A 16,966-nucleotide genomic window follows, 5' to 3' on the forward strand; every position below is an offset into this window, starting at 1 on the left:
AATAGTGTTCAAAGCCTGATCGGTCAAGGATTTTCGGCTCTAGTTTTTCACCTTTGATTTCTACCGCTTGGGGTTCGCGCTAAAAACAGGATAGAATCTGTCGGTTTGACTCCGGTCATGGGTTTTATTTTTATTTTACAGCGTGAGTTCAACTTTAACGTTCAGGGTGTAGATCGTTTAATTTCGGGAGATTAGGGGATGAGGGGCAAAGTATATTTTTGTGGTAATCCAAATATAGAGAGAGCCGATCGCTCCAAACTTAACTCATTTCCTAATCTCCAGTCTAGTAAATCCGGCCTAAACCCGTATCGCACAGAAGTGAGAAAGAACAGGCTGTGGAATCATCGGGAACTCAAACAACAAATGTGAGATTACTTTCAAGCATCTGTTAAGCAATTGTATAATAATTGAGGGGTGTTGTCAGAGCGGGGATGACTATTGCCCTTCAACGCCCTATGGAACTCGACGGGCGATCGCCCTTCATCCCGAGTTATAATCGCAATTCGATACCTAGGCCGAGTTTAAACCCGGTTTAACCCAATTTAGCTAAAACGGAACAGACTTACAGACTCAACCTTTCCAGGTTGTCTAGTTGTTCATGTCATACTAACCATGCCGTTGCTCATTCATGCCAGTTCAAGACTATGCTTAATCCAACCCATCGGAGTTCCCTCCTCGTATCGCCTCCTGTCTCCTCTCCATTTACAATCTCGGTAATGCACAGAACCAACGGCAGCCGGAGAATTTCTGAGTCTGTGCCATTGTTTAAATCCCTCAGTGCCTTTTTCCCCAGAGGACTGGCGGGTTATAGCCTCAAGTGTAGTATCGGTCTGATTTATCTCGCCCTACATCTAACCTTGAATTGGGGCGGGGTTTCTGTCGCTTCGGCGAGACCCCTCTTAACCCAGGTGGATGACTCACCCCTGGATTCGGAACCCTTGAACTCGGAGTCTGTGGACTTGAGTCCGGAAATCATCGAAGGCAGTCCGGTCCTCCAACGGTGGTTACAAGAAGTGCCGAATGTGTTGGAAGAGATTCACAATGACCCCAGTTTTCGGACCCGTGTGCGGGTCGGATATGCCCAAGTCACCTCCTCCGATGATGAGGGCAGTGGGGTGAATGTTGGGGTGGAGGACTTGTTTATTGGTGACACCAGATTAACCGTCAGTGGAGATTATTTTGCCGGAAGTGGGGGATTTTCCGGTGGTGGTGCTCAGTTGCGTTATTATGTCCTGCCTTTGGGGGGATATTTCAATCTGGCACCTGTGGTTGGATATCGGCAGATTGAGGGAGAGTCCTACTCCACCAGTGGGGTGGAATTGGGGGGACGCGCTATGTTGGTGCTTTCGCGCACAGGTGGAGCAGATTTGTCGTTAGGATATAGCGTAGTGGGAGTGGGTGGGGAGCAGACTGTGGGGTTAGGGACTTTGGTAGTCGGGTATGCAGTCACTCCTGAATTTCGCCTTTCGACAGATCTTCGGCGTCAGGATGCGGATGGGGAAAATGATACTCGCTTTGGGATTGCGATCGAATGGATGCCGCGACTTTAATCGCAAAATGGAGCGGTAGCGGGAGGGATTTGACCCAGAAACCAAAAATCGCCCCGGAAGGCGACTGCGAAATGCTTTGATTTTACAAAGGCGGCACCCGGATTCGAACCGGGGGTAAAGGTTTTGCAGACCTCTGCCTTACCACTTGGCGATGCCGCCGCTTTTGTGTCATGAATTTCTATTGTAGCAGAGTTTGGCGAGGACGCAAGAGCAGTGAACAAAAATCTTAGTCCAGGCGATCGCCGCTGTGGGTTGGGGCATTCTATTCATCGGGATTGACATAGTACCTGTATGATTAATGGAGTTGCCCGTTTGTTTGCCTAGCAATGATCCCAGCCTCTCCCTTGCGATTAGCTCAAATTACGGATCTTCATTTATTTGCCCGCCCCGATCGCAAATTGCTTGGGGTCCCCACCCTGTCATCCTTTGAAGCCGTTTTAAGGGGATTGCTCTCCCTCAATTATGCTCGGGATCTCCTCTTACTCACCGGGGACCTTTCTCAAGATGAAACCCCAGAATCTTATCAAGTTCTCCGGGATTTAATCCGTCCGTTGCAAGTTCCCACCTACTGGGTTCCCGGCAATCATGACAATCTCGCCGTGATGGAGTCAGTTTTAACCGAGTCTCCTTTTTGTGCAGACAAATCCTTTGAAATGGGCAATTGGCGCTTTGTCTTGCTCAACTCTCAGATCCCAGGGACCGATGGGGGACGACTCTCAAGGACGAGTTTGGAGTGGTTGGACTGGGAATTATATAAAGCTGGAAACCAGCCAACTTTCATTGCTCTCCATCATCCTCCGTTTCCCGTTAACTCCGAATGGTTAGACCAAATTAAGCTGGAAAATGCGGAGGCATTTTTTGCCATTTTAGACCGTTATCGGAATGTGAAATTGGTGGCTTGCGGTCATGTTCACCAAAATTTACTGTTTTATCGGGAAAATGTGGCTTATTTTGCCACCCCTTCGACTTGTGTCCAGTTTCAGCCGAAAAGTATTGAGTTTGCCTTGGATGATGCAGCACCGGGGTTTAGATTGTTTAATCTCTATCCCGATGGCACTTGGGAAACGAAGGTGGAACGAGTTGCGATCGCAGCCCAACCCGATTTAACTGCCCTGGGATATTAATAAACCGCTCATGGTGATTTAGCTGAGATTAACAGCACCTCCGGTCCCCTCCCCTGTGTCTTGGGGAGGGTTAGGGTGGGGTTCTTCGGGTGCGATCGCCACTTCATGCACTCATAAGGAGGCGATTCCCTACGGGATAGCTCCGCTTACCGCGCCTATATGGAGGCTGGGGAAACCTCTTTCTTCGGGACCTGGCAAAGCTATATCAGAAGGACTCTCTATCAACTCATTCTTCCTGACGTGGCTTGCGCCACGTCAGGAGGACCCCACCCTAACCCTCCCCTTGGTAAGGGGAGGGGACCGGAGGTAGAGTTAAATGTGAGGCAAATCCCCTGGAAGGTACAAAAATTAAAGTCTAATATCCAGCCTGAATCAGGTGCGATCGCAATCTGGGACTTAACCCAGCATGATATTGGGGATAAACTGGCGATCGCTCGACTAATTCCCAACCCGCCGGTTCTAAGATGCCTTTAAGTCGGTCAACCTGGAGATGGGGATAGTCCGGATTGACTTCATCCGTGGGTCCGATTCCGCCTAAATCTCGGCATCCCGCCTCTAAGCAAGCTAATAAAATCTCCGGTTCCTCAATTAAATTGGGCGGGACTTGCAAGGCGACTGCCTCGGGTAAAATCGCTCTAGCTCTAGCAACCTCTGCGGGTAATTCCCTCAAGTCGAATCCGGGGGCCTCCCCGCTTTGGTGCGTTCCCAGGCGATAGGGTTGGATAATCACTTCTTGGATATGGCCCCAGCGCTGGTGAATCTGCGCGATCGCCACTAAGGTAGCTTCGCGATCGGCTGGGGTCTCGCCAATTCCCAGTAATAACCCCGTCGTAAAGGGAATTTTCAGTTCTCCGGCCCATGTTAATTGTTGCAGTCGCACCGATGGCACTTTGCTGGGTGCATGACGATGTACGGTTTCCCCTAAACTCGGGGTCACCTGTTCCACCATTAATCCCATCGAAACATTAACGGTTTTCAGCTTTGCCATTTCCTCAAAACTGAGAGGACCGGCATTGGTATGGGGCAGAAATCCCAGTCCCAGGGCCAATTCCCCTAACTCATAAAGGCGATCGCACCAGTCGGAACGTTTCTCAGAATTCGGATGCACTTCGCCGCTGAGGATTAAAATTTCCTTAATCCCAGTCCCCATCAGAGATTTCAGGATTCGTTCCGCCTCGGGTAATTCTAACCAGGGGCTTTTTCCCGGGTCTTTGCGAAAGTTGCAATAGCCACAGCGGTTAAAGCATTCGTAGGTTGGAACCAAGGTGTAGGCGGGACTGTAGGTGATCAGGCGGGAGGCAGAAGCAGTCAGCATAGCAAATGATAAGAAAACTTAATAGCAATAATCAGGAAAAATTTTTATGAAAACCCTTTACAAAGCTTAACAAGTTGTGTAAGGTAGTAAGCAAGGTAGAGAAACCTCTACCGACTACCTCGACAAACCAATAGCAATCATAAAAACATGACGACAACCTTACAGCAGCGCGAGAGCGCCAATCTGTGGGACCGCTTCTGCGAGTGGGTCGCTTCTACCGAAAACCGCCTCTACATTGGCTGGTTCGGTGTGTTGATGATCCCCACCCTCTTAAGCGCTACCGTTTGCTACATCATCGCCTTCATCGCCGCTCCCCCCGTGGACATCGATGGAATCCGCGAACCTGTTGCCGGTTCTTTGCTGTACGGAAACAACATCATCTCTGGTGCGGTTGTTCCTTCCTCTAACGCAATCGGTCTTCACTTCTACCCCATCTGGGAAGCAGCCAGCTTGGATGAGTGGCTCTATAATGGTGGCCCTTACCAGCTCGTGATTTTCCACTTCCTCATCGGCATCTTCTGCTACATGGGTCGTGAGTGGGAACTCTCTTACCGCTTAGGGATGCGTCCTTGGATCTGCGTTGCTTACTCTGCACCTGTTGCAGCAGCAAGCGCCGTGTTCTTGATCTACCCCATCGGTCAAGGTTCTTTCTCTGATGGTATGCCTTTGGGTATCTCTGGAACCTTTAACTTCATGTTAGTGTTCCAAGCTGAGCACAATATCCTGATGCACCCCTTCCATATGTTGGGTGTTGCCGGTGTGTTCGGTGGTTCCTTGTTCAGTGCTATGCACGGATCTTTGGTGACCTCCAGCTTAGTTCGTGAGACCTCTGAAACCGAATCTCAAAACTACGGTTACAAGTTCGGTCAAGAAGAAGAAACCTACAACATTGTCGCCGCTCACGGTTACTTTGGTCGTTTAATCTTCCAATATGCTTCGTTCAACAACAGCCGTTCTTTGCACTTTTTCTTAGCTGCTTGGCCGGTTGTGGGGATCTGGTTCACCGCTTTGGGTGTGTCCACGATGGCTTTCAACTTGAACGGATTTAACTTCAACCAGTCCATCATTGACTCGACGGGTCGTGTTGTGAATACCTGGGCTGATGTGATCAACCGCGCTAACCTGGGTATGGAAGTGATGCACGAGCGTAATGCTCACAACTTCCCCCTTGATTTGGCTGCTGGTGAAGCAACTCCGGTTGCTTTGACTGCTCCTTCGATCAACGGTTAAGTTTTAACTGAAGATTCAGACGGACTCTATACGCGACATATAGTCAGTCTGTAACATAAAAAGCGTCCCTATACAGGGGCGCTTTTTTATTGGCTAAAAATAATGAGGGCGGTTTATATTGAGGGAAGTAGAGGGGTGCGATCGCCGGTGATCGGCGGAGTTGCTGAAAATGGAGGGCGATTTTAGGGCATCACCCTTACAGGAATGATTCAGAGGTTGTTATACTGACGCATCACCGGAAGTCAAGAGAGATGAGCCGTTCCTGTACTGTCCCTAGGTATGGGAGGACTTCCTGTCATTTGCGGGAGTTCTTGTTAAAAAAAGGGGCCGGAACCTGCTCAGGAAATCAGGGGAGTGTTCACAAGATGAAGAGTTAGAGAAACGTCAAAGCCTGGTGAGGGAGTGTGTTGCATGAGTCGGATTTTCGATGAAGTTCAAGAGGGAATTGTATTCATTAATGCCGGGGGCGATCGCCTGGATTATTTGAACCGGGCGGCAGCCGAACTGTTTGGGGGAACAGTGGCGGGGTTTGAGAATCAGCCAGAGTTTTGGACTCAGGGAATTGCACCGCAATGGCGATCGCAGGTCGGAAATGCTTTAGTGCAAATTTGGGAAACCGAGACGGTGGAAGTACACTATTCCATTGTCGGGATTGATGGGCAACACCGGGACCTGTCCAGTAAATTTTGGGCAATCGCCGATGATGAGGGGACGCCGATTCGGATTGAAGGAACCATCAATCAACGTCGCCCCCCGGAAAATTTGGACAGCGCGATCGCACAATGGTTCAATTTATCCCTGGATTTACTCTGTATTGCGGGGACTGATGGTTATTTTAAGCAATTAAATCCGATGTGGGAAACCACATTAGGATATAGCATGGAGGAATTGCTCTCTATTTCATTTTTAGAGTTAATACATCCCGATGATGTCGCCTCAACCCTAGCAGAAGTCGAGAAACTCTCCGAAAGCAAAAACAGCATTTATTTTGAAAATCGCTATCGTTGCCAAGATGGTTCCTATAAATGGATGGCTTGGACTTCCTCTACTATACAAGGGGATGTGATCTATGCAGTAGCCCGGGACATCAGCGCTCACAAACAGATGGAGGAGGAACGACAACACTTATTGACCTCTGTACAAGAGAGCGAGGGCCGGTATCGTTCCGTACTAAGTGCGATGAGTGAAGGCGTAGTCATGCAAGATACCAATGGAATTATTTATACTTACAATCAAAGTGCTAGACGAATTCTCGGCTTGAGCCTGGAACAGATGATGGGATGGACCGCCCTCGATCCGCGCTGGCGGGCAGTCAGAGAAGATGGTTCGCCATTTCTCCCAGAAGACTATCCCCTTGCGGTTACTTTACGGACTGGGGAGGCTTTCCGCGATCGCATCATGGGAATTCATAAACCTGATGGGAGTTTAACCTGGATTTTGGTCAATACCCAAACGTTGTTTCGCCCCAATGAAACCGAACTGTATGCCGCAGTCTGTACCTTTACGGATATCAGCGATCGCATTGAAGCCGAAGCCTTATTACGCGAAAGTGAAGCCAAATTCCGGGCGGCTTTTGAGCAAGCGGCAGTCGGGATTGCTCATGTGGGATTAGACGGAAATTGGCTAGAGGTTAATCAAAAATTCTCGGATATCTTGGGATACAGTCGCGAAGAGTTGTCTAATCTCACTTATCAAGATATTACCTATGTTGATGATGCGAGTTTGGATGTAGAAGCCCAAGCCCAATTGTACGACCCAGCCATCAATACGGTTACCTTAGAAAAGCGGTATCTGCATAAAAATGGATCCCTCGTGTGGGTGAATATGACCGCTTCTATGATTAGGAATACTTTGGGTGAACCCCAATATTTTCTGGCAGTTTTTGAGGATATTAGGGAGCGCAAGCAAGCGCAAATCAGTCTCCAACAAAGCCAACGATTATTAGAAGAAGCTCAACAAATCGCTCATGTGGGAAACTGGGAATTTGACGTAGCTACAAGTAAGACAATTTGGTCTAAAGAACTATTTCGGATTTACGATTTTGACCCGGAACAGGAAGCGCCTCCCTTGCCCGAAGTTTTCAAAAAACTGGATCCGCAAGATGCCGAAGCCCTCAAAAATCGGGTAGAAACAGCAATCACTTTGGGAATTCCTTATGAGCTAGAACATCGAATTTTTCACCGTTCTGGGTCTCTGCGCTACGTTCATGCCAAAGGCAAAGTCGAGCATAATTCTCAAGGGAAAGTGGTTCGACTATTTGGGACTGTTTTGGACATTACCAGCCGCAAAAAAATTGAGCAGGAGTTACAAGAACGAGAGCAGTTTTTGCGCGCGATCTGGGAAGGAGTCGATTACAGTATTTTTATGGTAGAAGTTGTAGAGGAACGGGAATTTCGCTTTGGTGGGATTAATCCAAAAATGGCCCAAACTTCTCAAATTCCAGTAGAAAAAATGCTTGGAAAAACCTTGGGTGAAGTCTTGTCCCCAGAGATGCTAGACCTTTGGCATCCTCGTTATCTTCAGTGCGTCCAGTTGAGGAAAACCCTCTCTTTTGAGGAGTATTTTGTGGCCGATGATGGAATCGAGACTTGGTGGCTGATGACTCTGAGTCCCTTGCAAGATAGTGAAAATCGTATTGATCGGATTATTGCCACCACCATTGATATTAGTGTTCGCAAACAAGCTGAACTCGCATTGCAACACAGTGAAGCTCAATATCGCGAATTAGCTCAACGGGAAGCATTACTCAATCGGATTGCCACCCAAATTAGAAATTCTTTAGAATTGGATACCATTCTCGATAGTGTCGTTCAGGAACTCCAACAGGTAATGGAGATTGACCGCTGTCACTTCGCCTGGTATCTAAACCATGAAAAAGAATCGGTTTGGGAAGTGGTTACCGAAGCTAGAAATCCTGGATTAATTAACCTAATTGGCTGTTATAATGTTGAACAAGTCGGACCAATGGTCAATTTACTTTTAACCCGAGAAACTCTCAAATTTGATGATATTCATGGAGTGAGTGATCCTATCTTTCAGGAGTTTTTAAGTAACCTAGGATATCGGGCCATGTTGGCAATGCCGATGGAAACAGAATCGGGAAAAATTGGCGTTATTTCCTGTGCTTGTCACACCGGCACTAGAGTTTGGAAGCCGGAGGATATGGAACTGTTAGCAGCCGTCTGTGACCAACTGGCGATCGCCATTAATCAGGCGGAACTTTATACTCAAGCTCGGCTATCGGCCCAAATTGCCGAAGGGAAAAGCCACGAATTACAAAAAACTCTACAGGAACTCCAACGCACCCAAAGCCAATTAATTCAGACCGAAAAAATGTCATCATTAGGCCAACTGGTGGCCGGGGTTGCTCATGAAATTAATAATCCAGTGAATTTTATCTATGGAAATCTCACCCATGCGGATGATTATATGCAAGATTTGTTAAAGCTGGTAGAACTCTATCGAACCCATTATCCCCAGCCAAATGAAGAAATTGAAGAAGAAATCGAAAGAATAGATTTGGATTATTTAGTGGAAGATTTTCCCCAAATCCTCGCCTCTATGCAATTGGGGGCGAATCGCATTCGAGATATTGTTAAATCTCTGCGGACTTTTTCGCGGTTAGATGAATCCGACATGAAAGCCGTGGATTTGCATGAAAATATTGATAGTACCTTGATGATTTTACAAAATCGGCTGAAAGGCAAGAGCGATCGCCCGTCGATCCAGGTGATTAAGGAATACGGACCCATTCCAGAAATTACCTGTTATGTAGGGCAGATTAATCAGGTATTTATGAATGTTTTGGGGAATGCGATCGATGCCGTAGAAATGAAAGGGGATGACGGGGTGAAGAATGAGACAGATGCTCCCATTCAACCGATGGAACAATTGCCAGACCCGTTAATTCGGATTACCACTACTCAGGTTGAGGGAAACCGGGTCCAAATTGCGATCGCTGATAATGGAATCGGCATGAAACCCGAGGCAATTAGCAAAATTTTTGACCCTTTTTATACCACCAAACCCATTGGCAAAGGCACCGGATTAGGATTAGCCATTAGCTATGAAATTATCGTTGAGAAGCACGGGGGGACAATGGACTGTATTTCAGAAGTCGGAAAAGGCACCGAGTTTATTATTGAAATTCCCCTGGAACAGAACCAGAATCGGGGAAACCCATCGGGAGAATAAAACCGGATCTCGCAGTTCGGGACGATTGAAAATCATAGCGCCTTTTGCCCTAGTCAGACACAAGTCGGTACTCAGCGCTTGCCAACATCCTGGAGTGCAGGGAATTGCGCTAAATTCAGCCTAATTCGCCGTACTGAATCCCGATCAGGGGGCCAGTGGGGATGACGAAACGGTGCAGTTTCGGATAAAATACAAGTTCTAACGCCGTTTGAGCATCAATCATGGGAAACACTTTCGGGCATCTGTTTCGAGTCACCACATTTGGAGAATCCCACGGTGGGGGTGTAGGGGTCGTTATTGATGGATGCCCACCCCAACTCGATATTAGCGAAGCAGAAATTCAAGTTGAACTAGACCGGAGAAGACCGGGACAGAGTAAAATTACCACACCGCGCAAAGAATTAGACACCTGCGAAATCGTCTCTGGGGTGTTTGAGGGGAAAACTTTAGGGACACCGATTAGTATCTTGGTGCGAAACAAGGATGTGCGGTCCCAGGATTATAACGAAATGACGGATACCTACCGTCCCTCTCATGCCGATGCCACCTATGATGCCAAATATGGGATCCGGAACTGGCAAGGGGGAGGGCGATCATCTGCGCGGGAGACGATTGGTAGAGTTGCCGCCGGTGCGATCGCCAAAAAAATCCTCCACCAAGTCGCCGGAGTGGAAATTGTCGGCTATGTGAAGCGCATCAAAGACTTAGAAGGCGTCATCGACCCCAACCAAGTTACCCTAGACCAAGTGGAGAGCAATATCGTCCGTTGTCCTGATTCAGAATGTGCCGATCGCATGATTGAACTCATCGAACGCATTGGCAGGGAAGGGGATTCTACCGGCGGCGTCGTCGAATGCGTCGCGCGTCACGTTCCCAAAGGGTTGGGAATGCCCGTATTTGACAAACTCGAAGCGGATCTTGCCAAAGGGGTCATGTCTCTGCCTGCCAGTAAAGGATTTGAAATCGGGTCCGGATTTGCCGGGACCCTGATGACAGGCAGCGAGCATAATGACGAATTTTATACCGACGATCAGGGAGAAATTCGCACCCGCACCAATCGTTCTGGCGGAATTCAAGGGGGAATTTCCAACGGAGAAAATATTATTATTCGAGTTGCCTTTAAACCAACTGCTACAATTCGCAAAGAACAGCGCACCGTAAACAGCTTAGGCGAAGAAACCATCTTAGCAGCTAAAGGACGGCATGACCCCTGTGTATTACCCAGAGCCGTCCCAATGGTAGAAGCAATGATGGCTTTAGTGCTTTGTGACCATCTTTTACGCCATCAGGGTCAAACTGGCACATTTAGACCCAAACTGGGTCAAGCAGGGTAATATTTGCCCTCATTAACGGGTTAGATTCAGACATCGAGGTATCGGGCGATCGTCATCCGTTTCCCCGGTCCCATCGTTGACACAGTTAAGTTAGTTCCACTTATTCAAATACAAAACCGTAAGAGCCTGTATGGAAACGAACCCTTCCTCTGAGTTTGTTGTCCAATTCTGGGGCGTTCGAGGCAGTATTCCGACCCCCGGAAAGGACACTGTTCGCTATGGCGGTAATACCTCCTGTGTAGAAATGCGAATTGGTGGAAAACGCCTAATTTTTGATGCGGGTACAGGATTGCAAGTTCTAGGACAAACCTTGCAAAAAGAAATGCCCATCGAAGCTTATATGTTTTTCACCCACTACCACTGGGATCATATCCAGGGCTTTCCCTTTTTTACTCCCGCCTTTATTCGCGGAAATAGCCTGCATATTCATGGATCGGTTCCCCTAGATGCCGAATCAATGGAACAGCATTTTGTCGAAAGAATTCTCCATCCCAATTCCCCCGTTCCCCTAGAAGGAATGCAGGCGAATTTGAAATTTTCAGAAATGGTTTGTGGTGAACCCTTTCATGTGGATGATATCTACTTTGAAACCGGACCCTTAAATCATCCCAATAGTGCAATGGGCTATCGGGTCACCTATAAAGGTCATACGGTATTTTACTGTACGGATACCGAACATTTTCCCGATCGCATGGATGAAACCGTTCTCCACATGGCACGCAATGCAGACTTATTAATTTACGATGCGATGTACAGTGATGATGAATATAATAATCCTAAATCCCCCAAACATGGTTGGGGACATTCCACCTGGCAGGAAGCCGTCAAAGTTGCCAAAGCCGCTGGGGTGAAAAAACTGGTAATTTTCCATCACGACCCCACTCACAATGATGAATTTTTGGATAAATTAGATGGAGATGTTAAAGCAGCATTTCCGAACTCCGTTCTCGCTCGGGAAGGGTTGGTTTTAGATGTGTTTGAATCGGTTCTTGCTGCTGTGTAAAATCCCCCATTAGCTAGAAGATGAGCCAGGGGATTTTTCTCTAATCTCACTGACCTCCTTCACAACACATATTGGGCATTTAGACAACAATTCCCTCTCTATCTTAAGCGAGGGAATTTTATTAGAAAAGTGCCAGTTTTTATAGTTTTTTTAATACTATTAAACGACATTGGATGGGGCTTCGAGCATTGCGACCCTACAAATACACAAATTTCAGGGCTAGTTTTTATAGACTTGTCACAACCAAATTCCGTATTAGATCGAGTTTCATCTATTTTTTATTCCCCTTAATTTCTCGTTTCAATTCAGGCAATTTAAAATAAACTGATAACCCTTGTACCCGTTCCTAAATTTTATCTCTACAATAGGAACAGTATCAGAGCGAAACTCGACCCTTCCTCCAACAGTCTTCCCTCAAAATCCACCATAGGTTGCTAAGATGAAACTCATCTGGAATTCCTGGCTCGTTACCCTTAGCTTGGTAGTCCCCATTGCAACACCTGCACTTGCGGAGTTACCCATTCCATCCCCTTCCCAATTAGCGCAGGGGAACACCGAAACTCGACCCACCTTACCTGCCAACGAACCGAACCCTGAAACCGCATCAGAGGAACCCCCACTAGCGGAAGAGGACCTGGAATCCCCTACCGAGGAAACCACTAACGAGGCGGAGGAGTTGCCACCGGAGGAAGAGGACCCGGAATCTCCTAATACCGAAACCACTGACGAAGCGGAGGAGTTGCCACCGGAGGAAGAGGACCCCGAATCTCCTAATGAGGAAACCTCAGATGAGGGAGAAGAGACATCAGAAGAAGAATATAAGCTAGATCCAGAAGAAGCGGCAAAACAAGCAGAAAGACGCCGCCATTTAGAACGCTTGACAGAAGCTGATCGCCTCTATGTCGCCGGGGATATTGCCGCAGCAGAGGCAATTTATCAGGAGGTGAAACCGCCCTTTTCTGCTGATGGGAAGCAAGCGGCAATTTCCACTCTCCCCGAACCCCTGACGGATCCCGAACAACTCTCCCCCGCCTCCCGGGTGTACTGGCGGGAAGCACAAGCGGGATGGGAAAATAAACTCGAATCGCGGATTTTTGTTCCCCTAGAATTCCTTGTTGAAGCTTCACCGGAATTTCTACCGGGACATTTATTACTCGCGGAAGCTTATACCACTTATGAACAACCGGAAAAAACAGTTGAAGTCTTAGAAAGAGCAACCACGTTTTATCCTAATAATCCCGAATTATTGCGGGTGAAAATTGCTGCCCTCGCAGCAACAGAACAATGGTTAGAAGCATCGATCGCCGCCCGTCAATTTGCCCTTCTCAACCCTGATCATCCTGATGCTGAAGAATTTGCCACTTTAGCCGAAGATAACTTCGGGAAATTTCGCGGATACATTCGGAAACAGATTGCGGGAAATGCGATCGGTAACGTTGTCACCGGGGCGATCGGGGTTGCCTTAACCGGCAATCCACTCGGTGCATTGTCTGCGGTGGAAACCTTAGTCATGTTAGCCCGAGGAGAATCGGCGATCGGCAGAAGTATCGCCAATCAAGCCGTCGAACAGTTAGAAATGGTCGAGGATGAAGAAGTTGTCGCCTACATTCAAGAACTAGGAGAAAGACTCTCTAAACTCTCGGGACGAGATGATTTTGAATATGAGTTTTATGTCATTAAAGACAAAAACCTCAACGCTTTTGCCCTCCCGGGAGGTAAAATTTTCGTCAATGCCGGGGCCATTCTCCACAGTGATACTGAAGCCGAATTAGCCGGATTAATCACCCATGAACTCGCTCATGCCGTCCTATCTCACGGCTTTCAAATGGTCACTCATGGCAATTTAATCAGCAACATGGCACGATATGTCCCCTTTGGAGGCACATTAGCCAATCTCTTAGTGCTTGATTATAGCCGAGATATGGAACAACAAGCCGACGTACTCGGGACTAGATTACTCACTTCTGCCGGTTATTCTGCCGATGGATTGCGCAATCTCATGGTGAAACTTAAGGAACAATATGGAGAAGGAAGTTCCTTTTGGAAATTCATGTCTTCTCACCCCCCGACAAAAGAACGAATTAGCGATCTCGAAACCCTCATTGAACGGGGAGGTTATAATCGGTTTGCTTATGAAGGGGTAGAACGACATCAAGAAATGCGTCAGCGTGTGGCAGAATTGCTCCGAGAAGAACTGTCCAAGGAAGATTTAGTTAAGCTAGATATTGAATTGGAGGAGGCTGAAATTGAAGAAGCTGAAGACACTGAAGAGGAAGAGTTAAACTCTGACGAGGATGAAGCAAACCCGGAAGAGGAAGAGGAAGAGTTAAACTCTGATGAAGATGAAGCAAACCCGGAAGGGGAAGAGGAAGAGTTAAACGTTGACGAGGATGAAGCAAACCCGGAAGAGGAAGAGTTAAACTCTGATAATCAGGAAGAATCAGGCGAGGAATAAGGATAAATGTTGCACTATTCGTAGTAACGATTGAAGTCGTTACTACGAATCAAGAAACTGAAAGTTTATAGTCAATGGGGAGAATTGCTATAAATTAAGGAACGGGTTGAAAACGTTCTACAAAATTTAGCCAACTGTCGATTTTATTTCCTTCTATTTTTAAAATTGGCACTTGTACAGTGTTAGTCACTCTACCCGTTAAACGAGGTCCCAATCGGGTAATTGTTGTAGGTTCTGCTCTACCCAAACCGTAAGCTTGCCGAATATCGTCTGCCAAAGCACAAGTAATTTCAAATCCTCCCATATCTAGGGAACCATTTCCTGCTTTGTATTGCCAAAACATGAACCCTTCCCGCGACCCTCTACACTCCCAGATGGTCACTTCAAACATTTTGGCAACGTGGAGTTCATATCGACGCAAGCGGCTATCATTGCCATAGGCTGGAGTGCTTGTATCCGTATCCGGGACAATTAACTCGGCAGAACCGCCGTGATATTCACTCCCGACACCCATGCTAAATATACTGGTAATTGGAAAATCTTGAGCCAATCCCAAAGGCGCGATCGCCATCAGTGCAGAAGTCAGTGTCACTGGGTTTAGTAAGGTTCTAATTTTCCAAAATTTCTTCATGGTTTTGCCTCAAATGGTCAAGGTTGTGCCGAGCAATAGGTGTTCCAAGCTGGAAACTCTTTCTCAACAAATACTAGCAGATTGATAGATATTTTTTATGCGTGTTAATTAGAATCAAACTATTTTATTAGATTCAGTCTTGATGGGAATTCGACTGGATAAAATTTGATAACACTCACTCACGGGTAGTCGCTGTTCCATTGCAGTGACTAAAGCTTGATAGGCATCTAAATGAGATTCTATGAGCGTTTTTGCTTGCAAAATGGCCCACCGTTCTTTGAGTTGAGCATCGATCGCAGATTTGCGGTTTTGGGCCAAAATTGCTTTTAATTTGGTTCTATCTTCTGCACCGCCTTCGGCCCGATCGCCGGTTAAGGTTTCAGCGGCAATCCCTGCCATCCAGACGATGCAGTAACGGTCAAATAATTGGGCCGAGAGACTGCCTTTTTGGAGTTCGGTGAGGAGTTCTTGATCGTCAAATTGTACCCCACCGCCAGCAGATTGGCCTTGTTTAAAGGCTTCCCAGGCATTTAAGGCATAGCTGGTGATGGGAATTTCTAATAAGTAGGCGACTAAAAAATGACCGGCTTCATGACGCACAACGCGCGATCGATGGTCTCCAGACATTCCGGCAAAGACATCAACAATGAGGTTCGCGCCTTTGCCTTGCCAACCGAGGGTATCTAGGGTAAAAAATCCTAAGAGACTGGCGGTGGCGATCGCACCAATTAGGGGAGATAGCTCTAAGATAGGTCCGAGCAATACGGAAAGGGTCATCAAAAAAACCGAAATTGCAACCAGATTAAGCGCGGTTTGACTCATGATTTAGGGGTCAAAATTGGGAGGACCAACGGTTCAGGAGGATGAAAGCAACGGAAAAGTTCGTTAGGGTTGAGTCTCTTCGACTTCCTGGGTTCGGGCTTTATAAAAGGTTTCCAGACTGTCGCGATCGCCGACAAATCTCCAATGCCAGGGTTCATAACTCACCCCTTGAGTATTTCCTTTGGGAAAGGATATCTCAAAACTATAATAGGCCGCATTCTCTTTCATCCATTGGAAAGCGGGGGTATTTTCAAAGCTCGGACTCAAATCCGTCGCCGGAACATTGGCATCGCCAATATCAACCGCATAGCCGGTATGATGTTCGCTGTACCCGGGAGGGGCGCTAACTTCTGCCCGTTCCGTGGTAACCTGTCCCCGTTGCGCTTTCACCTCAAAAAAGAGATATTTCTGGTCTTCCTCGCTGCGAAATCCGGAAATCGGCACTAGATAGACCCCTTGCAATTGGGCCGCCTCTTTCATATCCAAAAACGCTCTCGCCGCAGCTTGACGCATGAGCAGTCTCCCATCATTGGAAATCGGCTGAAGGTCTTCGAGAGGGGCTTCTTTATAGGGAAAGTGACCTAGTAACGTCTCGGTTTTAGGGGCGTTGGAGTCCACAGTAGCATTCGGGTCCGGGGAGTCAGTTTGCTCAGTTTGAGCAACCTCCGAGTTATTCAGGAGTCCCAACATTCCCCCCTGCCATGCCACAAGGACCCCTGCAATGAGGGCAACTGTCCCGGCAATCACGGCAATTACAATCCATTTGACTGATTTGGACTCCTGAACCGTAGAGACTTTCTCAGAGGTATCTCTAACCGCTTGAGGAATGTCCTCCCCCATAAATGTCGAGGTTTTCGACGCTTGTCCCGACACAGTTGCCTTATTCAATGACTCGACTCCTAACAGATTGACTCGGATTGCCTAAACTATGATAATGAACGGCTGTGGAAGCGGTGAGGGATCGGTGGACATGATCCTTCATGGGTTGAGCTTCCCTCTCCCCTACAGGGTTAAAAAAGCATTCTACCGAATCCTTGGAGATCGGGACCGACAAAGGACCATTTGTCGCTGCTTGTTTCTCATGATGTCATTTTTCAAGGGACCAGGGACCAGGGACCCCTGAGCAAAATCCCCCTGTTTAGCGTCCAGTGTTACGGACATCCCCCTTGGTTCTATGGCAATATTAATCCCAAATTGCTGCATGATTAGCTCTTGATTTCACCGTTGAGAGTGGGTCAGCCGCGTTTGAATTGGAACGTGCTACGGCACTGTTATCCCGCCCATTGAGACGCAGTTAAAACACTCGTT

11 protein-coding genes and 1 tRNA gene are annotated in these 16,966 nt (G+C 47.4%); 7 read left to right on the forward strand and 5 right to left on the reverse strand.

From position 1 onward, the window contains the following. The first annotated feature begins 755 nt into the window (after positions 1-755). Positions 756-1,550 (forward strand): hypothetical protein, encoded by a 795-nt coding sequence (locus NG796_RS13880; protein WP_261207429.1) that lies wholly within the window; start codon positions 756-758, stop codon positions 1,548-1,550. 88 nt (positions 1,551-1,638) lie between these two features. Here NG796_RS13880 and NG796_RS13885 read toward each other — a convergent pair. Next, a tRNA-Cys gene (locus NG796_RS13885) sits at positions 1,639-1,709 on the reverse strand. Between the two features lie 167 nt (positions 1,710-1,876). On the opposite strand from NG796_RS13885, the gene cpdA reads away from it, so the two are divergent. Further along, positions 1,877-2,674: a 3',5'-cyclic-AMP phosphodiesterase gene (gene cpdA / locus NG796_RS13890; RefSeq protein WP_261207430.1), complete on the forward strand. Its 798-nt coding sequence runs from the start codon at positions 1,877-1,879 to the stop codon at positions 2,672-2,674. Between the two features lie 355 nt (positions 2,675-3,029). Here the strand turns inward: cpdA and cofG are convergent, their stop codons facing one another. Next, positions 3,030-3,989 (reverse strand): 7,8-didemethyl-8-hydroxy-5-deazariboflavin synthase subunit CofG, encoded by a 960-nt coding sequence (cofG, locus tag NG796_RS13895; RefSeq protein ID WP_261207431.1) that lies wholly within the window; start codon positions 3,987-3,989, stop codon positions 3,030-3,032. Positions 3,990-4,136: 147 nt separating this feature from the next. On the opposite strand from cofG, the gene psbA reads away from it, so the two are divergent. The 5 genes from psbA to NG796_RS13920 all read left to right on the forward strand — a co-directional run bounded on the left by psbA (position 4,137) and on the right by NG796_RS13920 (position 14,205). Next, a complete protein-coding gene (gene psbA, locus NG796_RS13900) occupies positions 4,137-5,219 on the forward strand; it encodes a photosystem II q(b) protein (RefSeq protein ID WP_015149763.1) in 1,083 nt (360 codons plus the stop codon). 411 nt (positions 5,220-5,630) lie between these two features. Next, positions 5,631-9,413, forward strand: coding sequence for a PAS domain S-box protein (locus NG796_RS13905; RefSeq protein ID WP_261207432.1), 3,783 nt, complete (start codon positions 5,631-5,633; stop codon positions 9,411-9,413). A 221-nt stretch (positions 9,414-9,634) separates the two neighbouring features. Continuing rightward, on the forward strand, positions 9,635-10,747 hold the full coding sequence (aroC, locus tag NG796_RS13910; RefSeq protein WP_261207433.1) for a chorismate synthase: 1,113 nt from the start codon (positions 9,635-9,637) through the stop codon (positions 10,745-10,747). 130 nt (positions 10,748-10,877) lie between these two features. Continuing rightward, entirely contained in the window at positions 10,878-11,750 is an 873-nt protein-coding gene (locus tag NG796_RS13915) for an MBL fold metallo-hydrolase (RefSeq protein ID WP_261207434.1), read from the forward strand. A gap of 439 nt (positions 11,751-12,189) precedes the next feature. Beyond that, on the forward strand, positions 12,190-14,205 hold the full coding sequence (locus NG796_RS13920) for a M48 family metallopeptidase (RefSeq protein ID WP_261207435.1): 2,016 nt from the start codon (positions 12,190-12,192) through the stop codon (positions 14,203-14,205). 94 nt (positions 14,206-14,299) lie between these two features. Here the strand turns inward: NG796_RS13920 and NG796_RS13925 are convergent, their stop codons facing one another. The 3 genes from NG796_RS13925 to NG796_RS13935 all read right to left on the reverse strand — a co-directional run bounded on the left by NG796_RS13925 (position 14,300) and on the right by NG796_RS13935 (position 16,546). After that, complete coding sequence (locus tag NG796_RS13925) at positions 14,300-14,836, reverse strand: hypothetical protein (protein WP_261207436.1); 537 nt, start codon at positions 14,834-14,836, stop codon at positions 14,300-14,302. 114 nt (positions 14,837-14,950) lie between these two features. Beyond that, positions 14,951-15,658 (reverse strand): ATP-dependent Zn protease, encoded by a 708-nt coding sequence (locus NG796_RS13930; protein WP_261207437.1) that lies wholly within the window; start codon positions 15,656-15,658, stop codon positions 14,951-14,953. Between the two features lie 63 nt (positions 15,659-15,721). Then, entirely contained in the window at positions 15,722-16,546 is an 825-nt protein-coding gene (locus NG796_RS13935; protein WP_261207438.1) for a D-alanyl-D-alanine carboxypeptidase family protein, read from the reverse strand. Positions 16,547-16,966 lie beyond the last annotated feature (420 nt).

It is taken from the genome of Laspinema sp. D2d, assembly GCF_025370755.1.
Lineage (GTDB): Bacteria > Cyanobacteriota > Cyanobacteriia > Cyanobacteriales > Laspinemataceae > Laspinema.

Bases quoted from the DNA above. Each gene is read 5' to 3' on its own strand.
- cpdA (WP_261207430.1), top strand. From the start codon at position 1,877: ATGATCCCAGCCTCTCCCTTGCGATTAGCTCAAATTACGGATCTTCAT.
- cofG (WP_261207431.1), bottom strand. From the start codon at position 3,989: ATGCTGACTGCTTCTGCCTCCCGCCTGATCACCTACAGTCCCGCCTAC.
- psbA (WP_015149763.1), top strand. From the start codon at position 4,137: ATGACGACAACCTTACAGCAGCGCGAGAGCGCCAATCTGTGGGACCGC.
- NG796_RS13905 (WP_261207432.1), top strand. From the start codon at position 5,631: ATGAGTCGGATTTTCGATGAAGTTCAAGAGGGAATTGTATTCATTAAT.
- aroC (WP_261207433.1), top strand. From the start codon at position 9,635: ATGGGAAACACTTTCGGGCATCTGTTTCGAGTCACCACATTTGGAGAA.
- NG796_RS13915 (WP_261207434.1), top strand. From the start codon at position 10,878: ATGGAAACGAACCCTTCCTCTGAGTTTGTTGTCCAATTCTGGGGCGTT.
- NG796_RS13920 (WP_261207435.1), top strand. From the start codon at position 12,190: ATGAAACTCATCTGGAATTCCTGGCTCGTTACCCTTAGCTTGGTAGTC.
- NG796_RS13925 (WP_261207436.1), bottom strand. From the start codon at position 14,836: ATGAAGAAATTTTGGAAAATTAGAACCTTACTAAACCCAGTGACACTG.
- NG796_RS13930 (WP_261207437.1), bottom strand. From the start codon at position 15,658: ATGAGTCAAACCGCGCTTAATCTGGTTGCAATTTCGGTTTTTTTGATG.